At 51.7% G+C, this 15,681-nt stretch carries 12 protein-coding genes; 7 read left to right on the plus strand and 5 right to left on the minus strand.

The window, feature by feature from the left end:
* Positions 1–241: 241 nt before the first annotated feature.
* Positions 242–457, minus strand: a complete 216-nt coding sequence (locus tag NYE92_RS15845) for a DUF1471 domain-containing protein (protein ID WP_014606960.1) — start codon at positions 455–457, stop codon at positions 242–244.
* Positions 458–1,080: 623 nt separating this feature from the next.
* On the opposite strand from NYE92_RS15845, the gene NYE92_RS15850 reads away from it, so the two are divergent.
* The 6 genes from NYE92_RS15850 to aceK all read left to right on the plus strand — a co-directional run bounded on the left by NYE92_RS15850 (position 1,081) and on the right by aceK (position 8,975).
* Positions 1,081–2,127, plus strand: coding sequence for an ABC transporter substrate-binding protein (locus NYE92_RS15850; protein ID WP_015701279.1), 1,047 nt, complete (start codon positions 1,081–1,083; stop codon positions 2,125–2,127).
* Positions 2,096–2,821 carry a substrate-binding domain-containing protein gene (locus NYE92_RS15855; protein ID WP_089517703.1) on the plus strand — a complete coding sequence of 242 codons (726 nt, stop codon included), beginning with the start codon at positions 2,096–2,098 and terminating at the stop codon, positions 2,819–2,821. Before NYE92_RS15850 ends, NYE92_RS15855 begins: the two co-directional genes overlap by 32 nt.
* Positions 2,822–3,001: 180 nt before the next feature.
* Entirely contained in the window at positions 3,002–3,931 is a 930-nt protein-coding gene (metA, locus tag NYE92_RS15860) for a homoserine O-succinyltransferase (protein WP_013024132.1), read from the plus strand.
* 262 nt (positions 3,932–4,193) lie between these two features.
* Positions 4,194–5,792 carry a malate synthase A gene (aceB, locus tag NYE92_RS15865; protein ID WP_014595043.1) on the plus strand — a complete coding sequence of 533 codons (1,599 nt, stop codon included), beginning with the start codon at positions 4,194–4,196 and terminating at the stop codon, positions 5,790–5,792.
* Between the two features lie 17 nt (positions 5,793–5,809).
* Positions 5,810–7,111, plus strand: coding sequence for an isocitrate lyase (aceA, locus tag NYE92_RS15870; protein WP_014595044.1), 1,302 nt, complete (start codon positions 5,810–5,812; stop codon positions 7,109–7,111).
* 58 nt (positions 7,112–7,169) lie between these two features.
* Positions 7,170–8,975 carry a bifunctional isocitrate dehydrogenase kinase/phosphatase gene (aceK, locus tag NYE92_RS15875; protein WP_259019143.1) on the plus strand — a complete coding sequence of 602 codons (1,806 nt, stop codon included), beginning with the start codon at positions 7,170–7,172 and terminating at the stop codon, positions 8,973–8,975.
* Here the strand turns inward: aceK and uxuR are convergent.
* The 3 genes from uxuR to NYE92_RS15890 form a co-directional block, all read right to left on the minus strand.
* Positions 8,933–9,703 carry a Uxu operon transcriptional regulator gene (gene uxuR / locus NYE92_RS15880; RefSeq protein ID WP_019105665.1) on the minus strand — a complete coding sequence of 257 codons (771 nt, stop codon included), beginning with the start codon at positions 9,701–9,703 and terminating at the stop codon, positions 8,933–8,935. The two genes, aceK and uxuR, sit on opposite strands and share 43 nt — an antisense overlap.
* Before the next feature lie 206 nt (positions 9,704–9,909).
* Positions 9,910–11,172 (minus strand): glucuronide uptake porin UidC, encoded by a 1,263-nt coding sequence (uidC, locus tag NYE92_RS15885; protein ID WP_022622115.1) that lies wholly within the window; start codon positions 11,170–11,172, stop codon positions 9,910–9,912.
* 120 nt (positions 11,173–11,292) lie between these two features.
* The gene (locus tag NYE92_RS15890) at positions 11,293–12,822 is read right to left on the minus strand and encodes an MFS transporter (RefSeq protein ID WP_014595047.1); all 1,530 of its coding nucleotides are present in this window, start codon (positions 12,820–12,822) and stop codon (positions 11,293–11,295) included.
* Positions 12,823–13,420: 598 nt separating this feature from the next.
* Between NYE92_RS15890 and NYE92_RS15895 the strand changes: the two genes are divergently transcribed.
* Positions 13,421–14,593, plus strand: coding sequence for a serine hydrolase (locus NYE92_RS15895; protein ID WP_105088421.1), 1,173 nt, complete (start codon positions 13,421–13,423; stop codon positions 14,591–14,593).
* Positions 14,594–14,729: 136 nt separating this feature from the next.
* On the opposite strand, the gene iclR is transcribed toward NYE92_RS15895, so the two are convergent.
* Positions 14,730–15,560, minus strand: a complete 831-nt coding sequence (gene iclR / locus NYE92_RS15900; RefSeq protein ID WP_104933016.1) for a glyoxylate bypass operon transcriptional repressor IclR — start codon at positions 15,558–15,560, stop codon at positions 14,730–14,732.
* Between the last annotated feature and the right edge of the window lie 121 nt (positions 15,561–15,681).

Raw genomic sequence — 15,681 nt, forward strand, 5'->3', positions numbered from 1 at the left:
AACCTGCAGCAAGGCACGGGTGCAGTGGCGGAGCGACGTAAAACACAGGCACGTCATCTGGTACGCGGCAGACAGGCTGTTATCAGTAGGCATCTTTGAAAACGCCTTAAAATCGTTGAAGATCGCCTGGTTGAGTTGGATAAGATGGGCAGCATTAATTAAAGACAAAAAAAGACCAGCTATTTTAAAAACGCGGAATGCGTTTAAAAACAGCCGGTCACGTGCTTTTTTAGCGCCGATATTATTTATATAATTCAGCGGTTACGTGGGCATAATTATTGGTGTCTGCACTGATAACTCTAAAATGATCGCCTTGTTGTTTCGCCTGTCTGGCAATTTTAGAGACCGCGCCATCCAGTGTTAATGAGGTGGCAGAGACGGTTTGTGCAAAACAACCGAAAGACATCAATGAAAATGCCACGGCAGCAGCAGCTGACGTTACTTTATTGATTTTCATAATATTACCCCTTTATTTCAGTTGATGAAGGAGTCTGTCTGGCTCCGTTAAAATTAAATTAGCAGAGTATGTGCAGTTTAAAATTAACGCCCTGTGCTCTAATTAATATCAACCTGCTAGCATTATTTTCAGTATGTAAAAGAGAATATCAGCAGGTTAAAACTGTAGGGATTTAATACTGGAATAATATAACTATACACTGGAATATCTTTCAGCCTGATTGTTTACAGCGCATAGTGAGATGCACTTTCCAGTTATGCCCGCTGACCAGGTCGTAATCTAAAAAACCGTCAAATAGTCTGCACAGTGATTTATCTGACCTTCGCCTGTACAGCCTGAACACGTTCACAAAGCCCTGTCCACCCCGGGCGAAGCTGTATCCCGCTGTCAGCTGTCAACATGATTCCGTTAAAGGTCTGTTCCGCAGCCTTGATGGTTTTAGCGCATCCGTTCTCTTTTTACCTTTCTGGTGTTTCGGTGACGCCGATCCGGACACCGGGTAAAGGAGCACAGCAGCGGTCAGGTATGCGCATCAAGAGGCTACCTTGCGACAGATAAGCGCTATATAATCTCTTGCATTACACTTCGGGGAAACCTTATTGAATACAACATTAAAGCGCCTGATGCTTGCAGGCATAGTGACGCTTACCGCCTTAAACAGTTACGCCAGCCGTGTTGTGACCGATCAAATTGGCCGCACCGTTACGATTCCAGATCGGGTTGATCGTGTGGTCGTGCTTCAGCATCAAACGCTGAATCTCCTGGTGCAGTTAAACGCGACAGATAAAATCGTAGGGATTCTCGCTAACTGGAAGCAGCAGCTAGGGGACAATTACGCGACGCTGGTACCTGAACTGACGCATAAAGCGCTGCTGGGTGATTTGACCCACGTGGATTTGGAAAAGCTGGTTGCGCTGCATCCACAGGTGGTATTTGTCACTAACTATGCGCCAAAAGAGATGATTGACCAAATCTCTGCATTGGGTATTCCGGTCCTGGCAATTTCATTGCGCCATGACGACGCCGGACAGCAGGGTGAGATCAACCCCAATATGCAAAACGAAGATCAGGCGTACGACCTGGGTATAAAAGAGGGGATTACGCTGATTGGGGAAGTCGTCAACAGGCAGCAGCAGGCCAAAGCGTTAATCTCAGCGGCATTCGCCGGTCGTCAGATCGTCACCGACCGTCTCAAAAATATCCCCGAGCAGCAGCGTGTTCGCGCCTATATGGCTAATCCCGATCTGACCACCTACGGAGCGGGTAAATATACCGGCCTGATGATGGCGCATGCCGGTGCCCTTAACGTGGCGGCCTCGTCGATTCAGGGATTCAGGCAGGTCAGCATGGAGCAGGTTGTCGTATGGAACCCACAGGTCATCTTCGTTCAGGACCGCTATCCACAGGTGGTAAAGGAGATTCAACAGAATCCCCTTTGGCGAACCATTGATGCAGTGAAACATCACCGGGTATGGCTGATGCCTGAGTATGCCAAGGCATGGGGCTATCCCATGCCGGAGGCCATAGGGTTAGGCGAACTGTGGATGGCGAAAAAACTCTACCCAGATAAATTCCGCGACATCGATATGCAGCAGCAGGCTAATCGCTGGTATCAACGGTTCTACCGGACGTCATACCATGAGAAATCTACAGGTTCTGGCAGCAGGTAGCCTGCGTGACGTGTGGAAGATGCTCATGACCGCCTTCCATGCCGAATCCGGCTTAACCGCAAATACTCAGTATGGGCCAGCCGGTCTGCTGCGTCAGCGCATTGAACAGGGTGAAATATGCGACCTGTTTGTGTCGGCTAACCTACAGCATCCAGAAAAGCTGCGCCAACAAGGCCTGGCAGATCATACCGGCCATTTTACAAATAACAAGCTTTGCCTGACGGCTAAACGTGATTGCGTCATTGAACAGGATGACTGGCTGTCGCTATTACTCCGTGAGGATTTGCGGCTGGGAACCTCAACGCCGCTTTGCGATCCCTCAGGTGATTACACCCTGGAGTTGTTTGACCATATCGAACAGCGCCATCCCGGTTGTGGCGATGCACTCAGGCAAAGAGCGATCGCGATGGTTGGCGGACCAGACAGCTTGCCTGTGCCTGCGGGTGACCTGGCGGCGCAGTGGATTATCAGTGCAGGCCATGCTGAGCTGTTTATCGGCTACGCCAGCTATGCGCCTCGCCTGGCTCGTTTTTCCCAGCTTCGGGTTTTTAACATTCCTTCCACTTACAATGTCCAGGCACGATATGGCTGGGCCACGCTGTCCGCCGCTGCCAGGCCGCTCGCGGCATTCCTGAGTTCCGATACCGCGCAACAAATTTTACGCCAGTACGGTTTTCTGTCCCTCAGCCAGTGACAGAACAGGCTTTCAATTTCTTTTCCGCAGGGGCGCGCTTAGCGAGATGTCACATCTCTGCCCCGCGCCTTGAAACTTTTTCACCTGTTGATACGCAGACTCGACATTTAGCCTTTAACTGGTTATCTTTGGCTGTCTGGATGTCTAAACGTGTATATGGTTACTAGAGGTGATTAAGCTATGCCAATCAGGGTCCCCGACGAATTACCGGCAGTGAATTTTTTACGTAACGAAAACGTCTTTGTGATGACGTCGTCACGTGCCAGTGTTCAGGAGATCCGTCCGCTTAAAGTGCTGGTTCTTAATCTCATGCCCAAGAAGATTGAGACAGAAAACCAGTTTCTGCGCTTACTCTCTAACTCACCGCTGCAGATCGATATCCAGCTACTGCGCATCGACAGCCGGGAGTCGCGGAATACACCCAGCGATCATCTCAACAACTTCTACTGCAATTTTAACGATATTCAGCACGATAACTACGATGGCTTAATCGTGACAGGTGCGCCGCTGGGCCTGGTTGAATTTAACGATGTGGCTTACTGGCCGCAGATAAAACAGGTGCTGGAGTGGGCGAAAGATCATGTTACCTCAACGCTGTTTGTCTGTTGGGCCGTCCAGGCGGCATTAAACATTTTATATGGCATTCCTAAACAGACCCGGCAGACTAAACTGGCGGGCGTCTTTGAGCATCAGATACTGCATCCCCATTCCTTACTGACGCGGGGATTCGACGATAATTTCCTCGCTCCCCATTCACGTTACGCTGATTTCCCGACGCAGCTCATCACGGATTATACCGATCTGGAATTATTTGCTGAATCGGAACAAACCGGCGCGTATCTGATGGCGAGCAAAGACAAAAGGCTGGCGTTTGTGACCGGGCATCCGGAGTACGATGCACTGACGCTGGCGGGAGAGTTTCAACGCGACTATGAAGCCGGGCTGAATCCTGAAGTACCCTATAACTATTTCCCACAGGATAATCCGCAGCTTACACCGCGCGCCACCTGGCGTAGCCATGGAAACCTGCTGTTTTCAAACTGGCTGAATTATTACGTCTACCAGATTACGCCGTTTGATCTGCGCCATATGAATCCCACGCTGGAATAATCCTTTTTTAGCGACAACTGAACCGTGTTAGCCGCTGGCAGCACGGTTTTTTTTCGTCTGTAAAACGTGAGTGAAAAGTATTACCTGTTAAACAATAAAATAAATCATTTATTAATCATGGTGATAAGTTGTTTTTTTATTAAAAATGGAAATAGTTTTTGATTTTAAAATTAAAATGAATATGCTCTGATCCTGTAGCTCAATAATTACCCTATCTGTGGATCATCCATGTTGATCCGCCTGTAAACAGGAGAGAGCAGACATGACAGACTCTGTTATCAACAGTGAATTACTTTTCAGTAAACCCTTTAGCGATGCGGAAAAGCAGTTGCTTACTCCCGACGCCATCGCTTTTCTGCAGGAACTGGTGACGCGTTTTGCACCCCAGCGTGAGAGATTGTTAGCCGCACGTCAGGTCCGGCAAAAAGAGTACGATTCCGGCGGGTTACCTGACTTTGATATGGAAACGGTTTCCATAAGAGAGCGAGCGTGGACGATCCGTGGTATTCCGGCCGATTTACAGGATCGTCGCGTTGAGATCACCGGTCCGCCCGATCGCAAAATGGTGATTAACGCCTTGAATGCTAACGTAAAGGTGTTTATGGCCGACTTTGAGGACTCGCTGGCACCTTGCTGGGAAAAACTCATTGACGGACAGCAAACCTTACGGGAAGCCGTGGCGGGAACGCTGCGCTATACCAGCGAGAACGGAAAAATCTATCAGCTACGGGCCGATCCTGCGGTATTGATGTGCCGGGTACGTGGACTGCATCTGTCTGAAAAACATGTTAGCTGGCAGGGCAATGCGATTCCCGGTGGTCTGTTTGATTTTGCTCTCTACTTTTTTCATAACGCGGAAGCCTTACTGGCAAAAGGCAGTGGCCCCTATTTTTATCTGCCTAAAACTGAGAGCTGGCAGGAAGTTGCGTGGTGGCGGGATATCTTTAGCTTTGCCGAGGATCGTTTTGATCTGGCTCGCGGCACCATAAAAGCCACCGTATTGATCGAAACGCTACCGGCGGTATTCCAGATGAACGAGATCCTGTGGAATCTGCGGGATCATATCGTGGGGCTGAACTGCGGCCGCTGGGATTATATTTTCAGCTATATCAAAACGCTGCGCGAACATGCCGATCGGATTCTGCCCGACCGGCAGTCTGTAACCATGGCTCAGCCCTTTCTGGATGCTTACTCACGACTGCTGATCCAAACCTGCCATCGCCGCGGTGCTTTTGCCATGGGCGGCATGTCAGCACTGATACCCAGCAAGGACAGCGCGCGCAATGAATGGGTGCTGCAGCGCGTCACTGAAGATAAACAGCGTGAAGCCAACAACGGACATGACGGTACCTGGATAGCGCATCCCGGCCTGGCAGACACTGCGATGTCAGTCTTCAACCAGGTACTGGGTGAACGCCCCAATCAGCTCAACATTCTGCGGCAGGATGACAGCCCGATAACGGCAGAGCAGCTTCTGGCACCCTGCGAAGGCGATCGAACGGAAGCGGGCATGCGCGCCAATATTCGGGTGGCGTTGCAGTATCTGGAAGCCTGGATTAGCGGCAATGGCTGTGTCCCCATCGATGGCCTGATGGAAGATGCCGCAACTGCAGAAATTGCCCGGACTTCAATCTGGCAATGGATCCGCCATCAGAAATCTCTGCTCGATGGACAGCCGGTCACGGCCGCGCTCTTCCAGCAGCTGCTGAACGATGAGCTGCAAACGCTACAGATGCATCTGGGCGATAAGACATTCAGTTCAGGTCGTTATGAGGAAGCGGCGCGCCTGATGGCGCAGATCACAACTCAGGACGAACTGGTTTCCTTTCTGACTCTGCCAGGCTACCGCCTGCTTCCCTGACTTAAGGAGCCGTTGCCATGACACGTACTCAACATATTCAGCAACTTGAAAAACAGTGGCAGGACGCGCGCTGGCAGGGCATTACCCGCCCGTACAGCGCAGAGGAAGTGATTAACCTGCGGGGCTCTGTTGTGCCGGCCTGTACTCTGGCAGAGCGGGGGGCGGTGAAGCTCTGGTCGCTGCTCAATGGCGACGCCAAAAAAGGCTATATCAACAGTCTGGGAGCATTAACGGGCGGTCAGGCTCTGCAACAGGCAAAGGCCGGTATAGAAGCGATCTACCTGTCTGGCTGGCAGGTCGCTGCCGATGCCAACGTAGCAGGGCAAATGTATCCGGATCAGTCGCTTTATCCGGTCAACTCCGTGCCTGAGGTGGTCACCCGTATTAATCAGACATTCCAGCGCGCCGATCAGATTCAGTGGGCTAACGGCACAGAACCTGGGGACAGCCGCTATATCGACTATTTTCTGCCTATAGTCGCCGATGCAGAAGCGGGCTTTGGTGGCGTGCTGAATGCGTTTGAACTGATGAAGTCATTGATCAGCGCAGGCGCGGCGGCCGTGCACTTTGAAGATCAACTGGCGGCGGTGAAGAAATGCGGTCATATGGGCGGTAAGGTGCTGGTGCCAACCCAGGAGGCGATACAGAAGCTGGTGGCGGCGCGTCTGGCTGCCGATGTCATGGGCGTACCCACGATCCTGCTGGCGCGGACCGATGCGGATGCCGCAGACCTGATCACGTCTGACTGTGACGAATACGACCGCCCATTTATACGCGGCGACCGCACGGCGGAAGGTTTTTTCCGCACCAACGCCGGCATTGAGCAGGCAATCAGCCGTGGACTGGCTTACGCCCCTTACGCCGATGTCCTTTGGTGTGAAACCTCCACCCCGGATTTGGCCATGGCCCAGCGTTTTGCCGATGCGATTCACGCCCGCTATCCAGGCAAGCTGCTGGCTTACAACTGTTCGCCTTCGTTTAACTGGAAAAAGAATCTGGATGACAAAACCATTGCGGCCTTCCAGCAGGCGCTCAGTGACATGGGCTATCGCTTTCAGTTCATTACGCTGGCGGGCATCCACAGCATGTGGTTCAACATGTTCGATCTTGCGCACGCTTACGCTCAGGGCGAAGGCATGCGCCACTATGTGGAAAAAGTTCAGCAGCCGGAGTTTGCTGCGCGCGAACGGGGTTACAGCTTTTCATCGCATCAGCAGGAGGTCGGAACAGGCTATTTCGATCAGGTGACCAACACGATTCAGGGCGGCAAGTCATCGGTGACGGCCCTGACAGGGTCCACCGAGGAGCATCAGTTTTGAGTTGAGTCTGTGTCTTTCCCGCCCGGCATCTGCGGGCGGGCTTTTTCAGGAGTGAATCATGCCGCCACGCGAATCACTGATTGCTCACACCATTCTGCAGGGTTTTGACGCGCAGTATGGTCGTTTTCTCGACATTACCGCAGGCGCACAACAGCGTTTTGAACAGGCCGAATGGCAGGCGGTACAGCAGGCGATGAAGGCGCGTATTCATCTTTACGATCATCACGTGGCATTAGTCGCCGATCAACTGCGCGTGCTGAACGGGGCGGCACACTGGGACGATGACTTTTGGCTGACGATTAAAAGCCATTACGAAACCCTGTTGCCCGGCTATCCGCGCTACGAAATTGCCGAGAGCTTCTTTAATTCGGTGTATTGCCGGTTGCATGGCCATAATGCACTGCAGCCGAAACGCCTGTTTATTTTCAGCTCTCAGCCAGCCTCAACGCAAACTTCCCCTGCGCGCCCTCTGGCGCGGACCTATCTGCCACATCAGGGCTGGCAAGCGCTGTTCCATCAGGTACTGCGCGACCTGCCTTTAACGCTGCCATGGCAGGATCGGGCGCGCGATGAAGCGTGGATTCACCGCCATTTGCGCGAGCAGTTTTCCGCCGCCCAGTTGGAGCAGGGCTGGCTGGACGTGTGCAGTGAGCTGTTTTTTCGCAACAAAACCGCCTGGATTGTTGCCCGGCTGCACCTGCCCGACGGCATATTTCCCTGTCTGTTGCCGATTCAGCGCAGCGATAAGGGCGAACTGTGGATTGATACCTGCCTCACGGACGTCAATGACGCGAGCATCGTGTTTGGCTTTGCCCGCGCTTATTTCATGGTCTATGCGCCGCTGCCGGCGGCGCTGGTGGCCTGGCTCAAGCCTGTATTGCCGGGTAAAACCCTGGCAGAGCGCTATATGGCTATCGGCTGTCAAAAACATGGCAAAACGGAAAGCTATCGGGAATATCTCCAGGCGCTGGCGCAAACCGACGCCGCGTTTGAGATTGCACCGGGTATTCGTGGCATGGTGATGCTGGTGTTCACATTACCGGGCTTTGATCGGGTATTTAAAGTCATCAAAGATCGGTTTGCACCGCAAAAAGAGGTCACCGAAATGCAGGTCAGGGCCTGTTATCAGCAGGTCAAAGAGCACGACCGTGTGGGGCGCATGGCCGATACACAGGCTTTTGAACAGTTTGCGTTGCCGCTCGCGCGTATCGCTCCCGCGCTACTGGAGGAATTTCAACACACGATTGCCGGAAAGATACGTATTGAGGGCGATCGCCTGATCATCAGCCACCTCTGGCTGGAACGTCGGATGCAGCCCCTGAATCTTTACCTGGCGCAGGCCAGTGAAAACCAACGCCAGCACGCCATTGAAGAGTATGGCAATGCGATCAAACAGCTGGCTGCCGCCAACATCTTTCCCGGCGACATGCTGTTTAAAAACTTTGGCATCACCCGACACGGGCGCGTCGTGTTTTATGATTACGATGAAATCCGCCCTATGCAGGAACTCAATTTTCGTGAGGTTCCTCAGGCGCGATATGAAGAAGATGAGCTCAGTGCGGAGCCCTGGTACAGCGTGGGGCCGGATGACGTATTTCCTGAAACCTTCCGCTATGCATTATGCAGCGAGCCTGCCACAGGCGCGCTACTGCAACAGCGGCATCCGGAAATTTTTGAGGCTAGCTGGTGGCGTGCACAACAGCAGCGCATCGCTCAGGGGCATATTGAGGACGTGATCGCCTGGCAGCATGCCCAGCGTTTCTGCGTCCGTTACGGCAGCACGTTGACGACGTCGTCACGTGTGCCTGCTACTGCAGGCATTCAGCCGTCCGTTTTTGCCAGCGGCCATGAATCAAACAGATAACCATCGAAATCAAGGTCATCAACATTGGAAAACTCCAGCAGGCGCTGTTTCACGTTTTCAAGATGTTGCCACATCGCCAGCTTTGCAGCGCGTGCGTCCTTCTTGATGAGTGCAGCAAGAATCTGTCGGTGATCGATCAACCATGCTTTACGATAAAGCGTATCGCCCAGGTGACTGTGCAACTGAATCCACATAGGGTTATTTTCACGCCATTGCCATGACTGGCGAAACAGTTCGACCAGCATGCTGTTATGCGTTGCTTCGGCAATGGCAAGATGAAAATGCATGTCACCGCTCTCTGAGTTTTCCAGCGAGCAGCTTGCCAGTTCGCGCTCTTCTAACAGCAGGGCCTGACGCATTTTGACGATATCTTCTCGCGTGGCCTGAAGCGCGGCGAATTCGGCGATATTACTTTCCAGTAGCTGTCGTGCCTGAAGCTGTTCAAACGGGCCGGCATCGTTGCAAAAATGCCTGTTCACTTCCTCAATACGTAATGGGTTTTTGTGCTCCACCACATAAATACCAGCACCGCGTCTGACTTCGATTAGCCCTTCAATTTCCAGCATAATCAACGCCTCGCGAACCACGGTGCGGCTGACGTCGAGCATGTCAGCAATTTCACGTTCTGGCGGCAAACGCTGACCCGAGCGGTAAGGCGTCTCCAGAATCAGTTGCCGGATTTTTATACCCACTTGCTGATAGGGCCGCTGCTGAGAGACAGACCTCATAATTATGCTCCCGTCAGATACCGTTCCGGCGAAAACTATATCACCCAACGGGTAAGGTAACAGGGTTTTGCGCACGTTAAGATAAACTGGTTGACCAGATGAAAAGAGGATTTATCCCTTATTTAACAATTAATTGCGGTTTTTATTAAAAGTGACATCATACGATGCCACTTTTGAAACACCTGTGCGACGTAATGGATGCGTCGTTACTTCAACATAAAATCGTATTGCACGCCGGTTTTCACATCCCAGTAATAAAGTTTATCGCCCAGCGCGCTGCCGGGCCGCTTCTCTCTGGCACGGTCAGCAGCCACGTACATATTCAGTCCTTTGAATGGCCCATCGGTAACGTTATACATCACCGCTCCCATGAGTCCGAGCCCGTTAATTTTAGTATTACGCTGCTTGTCTTCGTAACCTCTGGTGATAATTGGCCCCAGCATGACACCGACGTTTTGATTAAAGAAATACTGCCCGCCAAACTGCGCGGATAACATGTTTTCCTTGTTGCGGTCGATGCTCAGAGAGTCGGGATAGCCAATATCGGTGTAGACAATGCGCCCATCGATATCATGGGTCAGTTTGCCCACGGCGCCAAACAATCTTGCCTTATCAAAAGAGTAAGTTAAGCGTCCGGAAATTAAGGCGGTCTCGTGATGGTAACTAAGAGGCTTACTCATCCCTTCTACCTGACCATAAAATCCCATAAGCTCCCACTTCAGTGTATGGTCGTTGGAAAAGGTATGCGTTTTTTCAAAAATGCTCTGCACCTGGGTTGAGACATCTTGCTGATAAGACGCCCCCAACGAATAGCGTGACGACGCATCGTGCCATGATCCCACCAAATAGCCGCGTCCCCGGCGGGGATGGTACTTACCTGTTGCGCTGTCAATCACCCCTTCATCACGCACGCCGGTTGCCGAATCGACATAGTAGAAGGCGCGTTTACGCCACATTGACCAGAATTCCAGGTTTTCTGTTGCCTCAAAACGGGCCAGGACGCCTTCAGAAATCGTCTGTATCGTGCGGGACGAATTATCGGCGATCAGTGGAATGCGGTAGGGGAGACTGCCGTAACCATAGTCGGTACCAAACCGCCCAATGGTTAAGTAGAGATTATCGGCGGGTTTAAGCTTGACTGCGCCGACTGCCACGCCAAAGCTATCGTGCCCATCCAGATAGTAGCGGGTGCTCCAGCCGTCTTTCGCCCCCAGTTTGTATACGTAATAGGCACCCGCGCTGATACCAATAAAGTCAGAATAGTAGCGGGTGTTCACATCAATGAGCCCGCCTTGTACCCAGGCGTAGATATCACGCCCGGTACCTGCACTCGGCTTGTCTGCACGTCGAAAATCATTCTTTAAACGAATTCTTAAACTGTCTTCATTATCATTAATGGCTGCGGCGTACAGCAGCGAGGGACACAGCAGCAAAGCGATGGCCATGCAGCGAAAAAAACGTGTGTTCATAAAGGAATCCCTGGCGTATTAAGTATTTTCATTACGTTCAGGCGCAGGCAGAACGGGCTGCTATCCGATGGGATCAGCCATGCGTAACGTGCAACCCACTCAAGAACTGGCCTGGTTGAATTAAGGGCGTGCGTTATTATCCTGCTGCCACACCTGTTCATAGTCGTAGCCGGTCAGGGCCTTCACCACGACTTTGGTTTCGGGTGTACAGTCGGCTTTATTCCCGCCGGCCTTAAGACGATCAATTTCTTTCACCAGAACCCGATGCGTTTCACGGGTCAGTTTAAATTTGAAGGTCATATATAAGCTGATGAGTAATAAACCACCGGAGCCAAAGACCAGCAGACCAGTAATTGCATTCAGCGCACTTTCTGGCTGAATTAACTGCCCTTTGACGAAATGACTGTGCTCCAGTACGGCACCGACTATCATAATTGCGACGGCCACGGTACTTTTGCGCATCAGCGTCATCACGCCAGCAAAGACGCCTTCACGCCGTTGACATGTGACCATTTCATCCACATCAGGAATAAAGCTGTAAATATTCCAGGGAATAAAATAAAGCCCTGCGCGGCCAAAACCTAACAGAACAAATATCAGCGTGGTGAGCCACCAGGAAGACACAGCGCTATGGCCGATATACATCAAAATGAGATAACCGAGTACAGCAAAAATACACAGATAAGAAATACGCATGGCCAGGGCGGGCCTGATATTCAGCTTGTCCAGCATAAACATGAAAAGCAGCGTCGCGGGAATGGATACGGAGGTGGCAATCGAAAGATAGGCTGACGCGTTTGCCGCATCCAGGCTCAGGCCATATACGACGAAATAAACAAACACCGCTATGAAAATATCCAGCGCCGTAAATGATGAAATATAGATAATCAAGTGCTGTCTGAATATTTTTATTTTGAAGGTGGTGGCCAGCTCGATAAACATATTTTTCAGGTGGGATATCAGTCCAATACTTGGCCCGGCGTTAAGTCGCTCAAACTCTTCGGGATTCATGTCTTTCGATTCCCAGGTACAGGACCAGGTAATCAGCACCACAATAAAAAACAGGCATGAAAACAGGATACCGGTGTAGGTGAATGTCAGGGCAGAGTCCTGACCAAAATACTGGATCATAACGCCCGGTACTGAGGCGGTGAGGAAGGTGCCCACCTGAGAAAACGTCAGGCGGATTGCCGCCATACGGGTTCTCTCGCCAAAATCGTTGGTCATCTCTGCCGCCAGGGTTTCCCAGGGCACCAACACCATCGCCACCAGTAACTCTACCGCGAGATAGGTTCCAAGATAGTACCAGTAGCTCATGTCGCTGACCCAGACCAGCGCATAGATAAACATCAGCGGGGCGCTGATGAGCAGAAAGAAGCGGCGTCGGCCAAAACGTTTACCGAGGCGGGTGCTGCCAAACTTATCGGTGATATAGCCCATTATCGGGCTGAGAATAGCGTCAATGATGCGGGCGATAGCAAAAATGGAGCTCGCCTCGAGCATCGAAAGACCACAAAATGTCGTATAGAAAAAAAGCAACCAAGTCCCAATTAGCGCCATGGAGCCACCGCCAAAAATATCGGTAATGCCATAGCCTATTGCGGTGCCCGTGCCCACCTTCCTGCGTGGCGGTATTGTTGTTGTCATCATAATGTTCCCTTGATTAATTCAGCGTAACGGTCAGAAAACATCTTCAGGTTGTTATGCGATCGTGAAGATGAAGAGAATTTTTTTTAGTTAATTTGTAATAGGAGAAAACGGTTAAATTGAATCGGCGCTTTGTTTAAATAATGTTCCTCCTTTTGTTTTTTATTGTTGGTTGGTTTTAATGTTTAAAATAAGTGGGTTGATTCCCGTTCTGATGTTTAATGTCAAATGAAATTTATTTTGGTTAACCAGTGTTGACGGTGGTTAAGTCAACACAGTGAAGGCTATGTTGATTATCTGTCAGTGTATTTTTTGCTTGTAGTGCGAATGCATGGTAATCAGTCTGCTCTTTTAAAAAAAAGAGGTCGATCACAAATCCCCTGGATGTCCATAAGTTAGACTCAAAGTCAACTTTTGGTTGACCAGTTAAATGAATGGGATGTTTTATTATGTGAGAAGGATGTTATTTGATGTGGGTCTTGTTTGGGGTTTTTGTTAAATAAGGTGGTGGGTAATATATAAAATCTATTCTTCTTGTAATGTATAAAAGTAATGAAAATAACGCTTTTTATTTTTTTTGAAATTATTCAAGGAATCGATAATGATTTATTTTACATCAGGACGTGTTCCATCCTCTGCAAAACTTGAAGCCGCTATGGATGCGGTTATCGATCAGGCGATTGATGCACAGCGCATTGTCGGTTGTACGGTGATGGTAGCCCAAGCCGGCGAATTAATGTATCAGCGAGCGGCGGGTCTGGCTGACAGAGAGCAGAAGAAAGGCATGGCGCTGGATGCGATTTTCCGCCTTGCCTCGCTGACCAAACCCATCGTGAGCCTGACGGCAATGCGCCTGATCGAACAAGGGTACATGACGCTGGATGACGACATTACGCGCTGGCTTCCCAATTTCCGTCCCTGCCTGGAAGAGGGGAAACCTGCAACCATCCTGGTACGACATCTCCTGAGTCACATGTCAGGTTTACGTTACCGTTATTCCGCGCCGGCTGATTCCCTTTATCACACCCTGAACGTGTCTGATGGGATCGACTATCAACCGGGATTATCCATCGAAGAGAATCTACAACGCCTGGCAGGCACTCCGCTGCAGTTTGAACCGGGAAGCGGCTGGCGTTATTCCCTGGGCATTGATGTTTTGGGCGAAATCATGGTGCGGGCAACCGGTAAGCGTCTGCCGGATCTGGTAAGCCATGCGGTCACGGAGCCGCTCGGGATGAAAGATACGCTGTTTACCGTCAGGGATGAGGCGCGTTTAACCACGGTGTACACCGATGACAGCCCGGTGCCCACGGCAATAGGTGAGAATCAACGAATACCTTTTGGTGAGGGCGCAGCCATTTTCTGTCCTGACCGTATTCTCAAACCCGATGCCTGGCCGTGCGCAGGTGGGGGAATGGCAGGGACGGCCCCCGATTTCATGCAATTGCTGGAAACGATCCGGCGGCAGGGCGCGCCGCTGATTACGCGCGACAGCTTTGACTATATGACGCAGGAACACGTTGCCGCGAAATATGCCACGCAGGGACCGGGATGGGGATTTGGTGTGGGCTGGGCATTGCTTGCCGATCCCGATGCGGCCGGGTCGCCTCAGTCAGCGGGCACGCTGTCGTGGAGCGGCGCTTACGGCCATACCTGGTTTGTTGATCGCCAAAAAGAACTCTGTGTACTAGCCATGACAAACACGACGCCGGAGGGGGTAAACGGTCAGTTCCCCGTGATGTTGCGCGATGCCGTATATAGCGGTCTTGCGTAATGGATTGTTGGACTGACGGCGGGCGCCCCCTTTTAGGGCGGCGCTGGCCAGTCCACAGGCTGTTTCTTATAAAGGCTGCGGTTGAGAAAGCATGAAGGGCGCGCTGGCGTTATCGGGTGGGGCGGGCGGCATTTCTTTAACGGCCACTGTACGCCAGGGTGACCTGACGGGCTTCGCGGATGACCAGCGCGCCCAGTTCGGTGATGCGGTCGTCCGTCATGCGGGCAATAGGCCCAGAGATGGAAAGCGCCGCAAATGGCTCGCCGTGCTCATCGTAAATGGGGGCCGCCACACAACGCAAACCGAGCGCATGTTCTTCGTCATCGAAAGAAAATCCCCGAGTCCGGATCTGTGCCAGATTGGTTTTCAGACTCTGAGGTGACATCAGCGTATTGGGCGTGTAGTAATGCAGGCCTTTCTGATGCAGCAGAGCGGTGACCTGCTCGTCGCTGAGATGCGCCAGAAAAGCTTTACCTGCGCCCGATGCATGCATTGGCAGTTTGCCGCCGATCGGTGCAGACATGCGCATCAGTTGCGTACACTGTACCTGATCGATAATCACCGCCTGAAAATCGCTGAGGTCCAGCACCGCCAGATTGACCGTTTCACCCGAGTTTTCCATCAGCGTACGTAGCACCGGGTGGACCAGCGCCAGCAGGTTCCGGCTCTGTAAAAAACTGCTGCCAACCACAAACGCATGTGCCCCAATGGTCCAGTAGCCTAAATCGCCTTCCTGGCGCACAAACCCCTGCTGCTGCATAGTGGTCAGCAAGCGATGTGTTGTGGAGTTAGGCAGCCCGGCCTGCTGCGCGAGTTCGGTAAGCGCGACGCTGCCATGTGAATTAGCGATCAACTCCAGCAGCGTTAACCCACGGGTCAGTGACTGAACCTGACCGCCTGCGGGCGCTGAGGGGGCAGGGGTGCCACGGGGTTTTTTTCCGCGTTTCGCGGCGACGGGCGTTGCCATTCTGTTTCTCCTTTTCACATAGTGGAAACCATTTTCGTTTTAATCTGCCTGAATGCAAACGCTGACGTGCTGGTCAGACCTGATAATCACTTCCCTGAAAATCTCCGCTAAGGTTACTTTG

The sequence above is a fragment of the Pantoea sp. B566 genome (genome assembly GCF_024793925.1).
Taxonomy (GTDB): domain Bacteria; phylum Pseudomonadota; class Gammaproteobacteria; order Enterobacterales; family Enterobacteriaceae; genus Pantoea; species Pantoea ananatis.

Excerpts from the sequence above, each read along its gene's own strand:
- NYE92_RS15845 (WP_014606960.1), bottom strand. The coding sequence starts at position 457 with ATGAAAATCAATAAAGTAACGTCAGCTGCTGCTGCCGTGGCATTTTCA.
- NYE92_RS15850 (WP_015701279.1), top strand. The coding sequence starts at position 1,081 with ATGCTTGCAGGCATAGTGACGCTTACCGCCTTAAACAGTTACGCCAGC.
- NYE92_RS15855 (WP_089517703.1), top strand. The coding sequence starts at position 2,096 with ATGAGAAATCTACAGGTTCTGGCAGCAGGTAGCCTGCGTGACGTGTGG.
- metA (WP_013024132.1), top strand. The coding sequence starts at position 3,002 with ATGCCAATCAGGGTCCCCGACGAATTACCGGCAGTGAATTTTTTACGT.
- aceB (WP_014595043.1), top strand. The coding sequence starts at position 4,194 with ATGACAGACTCTGTTATCAACAGTGAATTACTTTTCAGTAAACCCTTT.
- aceA (WP_014595044.1), top strand. The coding sequence starts at position 5,810 with ATGACACGTACTCAACATATTCAGCAACTTGAAAAACAGTGGCAGGAC.
- aceK (WP_259019143.1), top strand. The coding sequence starts at position 7,170 with ATGCCGCCACGCGAATCACTGATTGCTCACACCATTCTGCAGGGTTTT.
- uxuR (WP_019105665.1), bottom strand. The coding sequence starts at position 9,703 with ATGAGGTCTGTCTCTCAGCAGCGGCCCTATCAGCAAGTGGGTATAAAA.
- uidC (WP_022622115.1), bottom strand. The coding sequence starts at position 11,172 with ATGAACACACGTTTTTTTCGCTGCATGGCCATCGCTTTGCTGCTGTGT.
- NYE92_RS15890 (WP_014595047.1), bottom strand. The coding sequence starts at position 12,822 with ATGATGACAACAACAATACCGCCACGCAGGAAGGTGGGCACGGGCACC.
- NYE92_RS15895 (WP_105088421.1), top strand. The coding sequence starts at position 13,421 with ATGATTTATTTTACATCAGGACGTGTTCCATCCTCTGCAAAACTTGAA.
- iclR (WP_104933016.1), bottom strand. The coding sequence starts at position 15,560 with ATGGCAACGCCCGTCGCCGCGAAACGCGGAAAAAAACCCCGTGGCACC.